The 3,627-nt window shown below is 60.7% G+C and carries 2 protein-coding genes; both read left to right on the top strand.

All coding sequences use genetic code 11. The annotated features are described in order from the left end of the window. The first annotated feature begins 141 nt into the window (after positions 1–141). Positions 142–1,017: a DUF4123 domain-containing protein gene (locus DOM36_RS19825; protein ID WP_157958718.1), complete on the top strand. Its 876-nt coding sequence runs from the start codon at positions 142–144 to the stop codon at positions 1,015–1,017. Between the two features lies 1 nt (position 1,018). Continuing rightward, positions 1,019–3,627, top strand: a 2,609-nt coding sequence (locus DOM36_RS19830) for a T6SS effector BTH_I2691 family protein (protein ID WP_198651349.1), incomplete at its 3' end; no start/stop codon positions are given.

The following is a 3,627-nucleotide window of genomic DNA, read 5'->3' on the forward strand; positions in this document are numbered from 1 at the left end:
GACGAAGAGTTTTGGGGGCCCGGCGAGTCTGAACGCGTCCATGCCCGAGCGGCCGGAGGGGGAAGACGTGCTCTGTGCCAGCAAGAGTCAGGCTGCGGCAAGCAGCGGCGACGGTAGCGTGGAAAGCTAGCGATGGACAGCATGAGCGACGAGGCATGGATGACCGAAGCCAGCGAGGCCGCCAGGGAAGGGCGTCTGTACCGCCTGGTGGACCCTTCGGAGGCGCCCGGCTGGGTGCTGAGCGACGAGGCGCGCCAGCAGGCGACGCTGATTCGTCACCCGTTGCTGGCCCAGACCCCGGCCCAGCGTCTCTATCTCGAACGTATAGGCCAATACCGGTCCGCGCAGCTGGCGTCGCAACTGGAGCGGCAGCGTGCCGAGCGTGGCGCTGGCCTGCTCGGGCCTGTGCCGCTCTGCGGCTGGCTGATCTCGCGCCATGCGAGCACCCGCATCGCCACTTACCTCAGTCGTCAGCTCAAGCAAATGACGCCGGAAGGGAAGCCTGCCCTGCTGCGCTTCTACGATCCTAGGGTGCTGGAACATTTGCCGCGGATCCTCGAGCCCTGGCAGCTCTCGGCGCTTTTGGGTCCCATCGACCGCTGGGCCTATCTCGACACTGAGCTGCATCTGCGCTGTCTCGATCCGCACGGGGAGGTGCGCCGGCTTGGTGGCCTGAAACTAAGCGCCGAGCAGTGGCATGCCATTCAGCGTATCGGCCAGATCAACCGCTGCCGGGAACTCTATCGCACGCTCCCTGGCTCGGCGGGCCTGTCGAAAGCCCCCGCGGAAAGCGTCGACGCCTTGCTCGTCGCCGCGCACCGCGCCGGTCTGCGGGACCGACCCGACGTGGCCACCTTCGTCCTTCACGGGCTGACCACGCGGATCGATTTTCATCGCCACCCGATCATGCAGGCGCTGCTGGGCCGCCTGGGCGGACGGTTGAATTACATTGGATTGTCGAATCAGCTTTCCGACGCTGACTGGGAAGCGATATCGGACATGGGGGAGATGACATAGTATGACGGCACCATCTCAAGTGAGCGCTCACGCAGCGGAAAATGAGACGGCGGGCCAGGAAAGCGGGCGCTGCCAGTTCTGTGAACGCAAGGGACTACCGATCCTTCTCGTGCGCTATGCCGTGTGTCAGCGTAACGGCCGCAACGGTGATATTCCGGAGCTCGATCCCTCGAGAATCCAGGAGTTCACCGGCATCCTGCTGGACAAGACTCTGGTCGGCGGTGAAGAGCAGGGTAGGAGCGTGCCCGAAGAGGTCAAGGCGGAGATTACGCAGAGCACCGGCAGCCAGGTCAACAAATACATTCTGCGTCAGCTGCGTCAGGGGTATCTCTACTTCTACGATCAGGACAACCCCAACGGCCAGCACTGGTACGCCTACGCGATCACCAGCGACGGTAAGTACTATCAGTTCCCCGTACTACAGCCGCCTGCGCTGGACGACATCAAGTTCCCGGATCGCTGCAAGACCAATCCCGGCGATGTCCTGGACGCCTCCCTCGTTACCCTGCCGTTTCCCGAGGACTCGGGCACGCTCTACTACGCATTCAGCGAGCACTCCTGGCCCGAAGCCCATATCCGCATGATCGGGAAAGACGCGGACTGGCGTAACGCCCACATGCAGCAGGTGAATATCCCGAGTTGGGTCGGTGGGCAGCAGCAATCGTTCGCCTTCGGTACGGATGAGTTGGAAAAAGTCGCCGAATACAGCGCGGCGGCAGAGAGCCTGGACGAACAGTTCTGGTCCAGCGGCCCGGCGCGACCGCTATATAAACCCCGCGAGCTCAGGGGCGCCATGCAGCGCCGGCTCGACCATGCCGGCAGTGAATACCAGGGCAAGGGGCTCATTCTCGCGGTCAAGGACGAGATCGGCATCATCGATGAGTTGAACGCCTATCGGCATCAGGCGTTGGCCGAGGTCGAGAATTTCGTCTGCGAAAGTGAAGAGACTCGGCGCAAGCTGCTCTGCATGCAGGCCATCGACGCTTTCAAGCAAAACTTTGCGCGTAACTACGTGGCGAGTCAGGAGCAGTCACTGAGTGACAAAATCGATAAAGCGTGCGCCGAGCGGGATGCTTTTCATGAGAAGGAGTATTCTCGTGAGGGGGCCTCACCTCGGGAGCGCGCCCAGCATCAGCGGCGTGTAGGTCAGTTGAATCAGGCCGTACGCGAGGCTGAGACAGAAAAAGAGGACTTTCTACGTGAGCAGCGGCGTGAGACCACAGCACGGAATGCAGAACGGGAGCGACTGAGAGCCGAGATCGAGCGACTGAAGCAGGAGAAGGCCGAGCAACAGGCAGAGATCGACCGCCGAGCTGCCAGCGACGATCCAGCGGTCGCTAGGACGGCCGAGGTAATGCGGCGTGATCCGTTTTATGACCGAGAGATTCAACGCAATGAGTTCCTGCTCCACAACACTAAATCCGAAGCCGAGCAGATAGCGGATAGACACGCCGACCAGCTCGACAAGCTTTATGACGCCAAAGAGTTAGAAGAATTTGCCGATCGGCATCAAGCGCGTACCCGTGTCTGCGAACCCCTGCTGGCACTTCACGATGCCGATTACTCGCTCTGGGTGAAGCACCACCTGGCCGATGTGATCGGGCGCTATAGCCAATCCGATTACTGGATGGGATTGGGGCTGAGCGGCCTGTTGGCCAACACGCTACGGGGTGGTGTCTTGGCCCCTGCCAGTGGTGAGCTGTGGCAGTCGTTGGCAGCAGCGATGATGAATGAAGAATCGGTCATTCTATCCGGTCTGTTTTCCAATAATGCCGCGCTGATGGCACAGGCACGGAGCACGGTATCTTCCCTTGCCGAGGGAGAGCATCTGTCGACCGACGCGCTAGAGGCCTGGGGAGAACGTTTCCGAACGCAGCAGGCTTCCACGCTAATGTTGAACGGTAGAAGGCCTACCGCCGACGATATCATCAACCGACTGCACCCTATCCACGGGCAAATCTCCAATACGATCGGCAACGCCATCGCGGCGCTCGTCACCCAGGACCTGATCGTTGGCTCCGATAGCGAGACCAAACCTGCTCTGCGCAACTTCATACGACTCGAGCAGTTGGCATGGATGAGTGGCCCTGATGTCCAACGAGGCGAAGCACCGCTACCTCAACTCATCGATGTCAAGATGACAATGGCGCAGTACGCCCACTGGTTCCAGCAGATCAGCCAACGCTACCGGGACAATAAGACGAATAGAGGCGTCGATACGGATATTGCCATGCCCGCGCTGACGGGGGGCGGCGGCAATTTCTCCGCCCCGATGGCCGAAAATGGCGTTGTCGTCACGACGACGATTCCATTCTTCGGGCTCGATCCGGCGGTGGTTCGACGTCTGATCGAGAATAGCGCGCCAGGAGAGACCTATGAAGCGGCGCAGACCCAACAGCAGTGGGCAGACGTGGCCCAGAGTGCTCGCGATGTCGCGGGAACCATTGCAGGTACCGGGAATTACGGCAAGCTTCTGGCACTCGGGCTGACTTCATGGAATCTCTTGCTGGCAGTCGACCAAGAGTTGCTGGACGATACAAACAGCGGTGCCGACTGGAACCGGTTGTTTAGTTCAGGTGTCGGTTTACTTAGCGCAGGCATGGGAGCTGC

This window comes from Salinicola sp. CPA57 (genome assembly GCF_003206035.1).
GTDB lineage: Bacteria > Pseudomonadota > Gammaproteobacteria > Pseudomonadales > Halomonadaceae > Salinicola > Salinicola socius.

What these genes read in the sequence shown, in the direction of transcription:
- DOM36_RS19825 (WP_157958718.1), top strand. Translation starts at nt 142, where the DNA reads ATGAGCGACGAGGCATGGATGACCGAAGCCAGCGAGGCCGCCAGGGAA.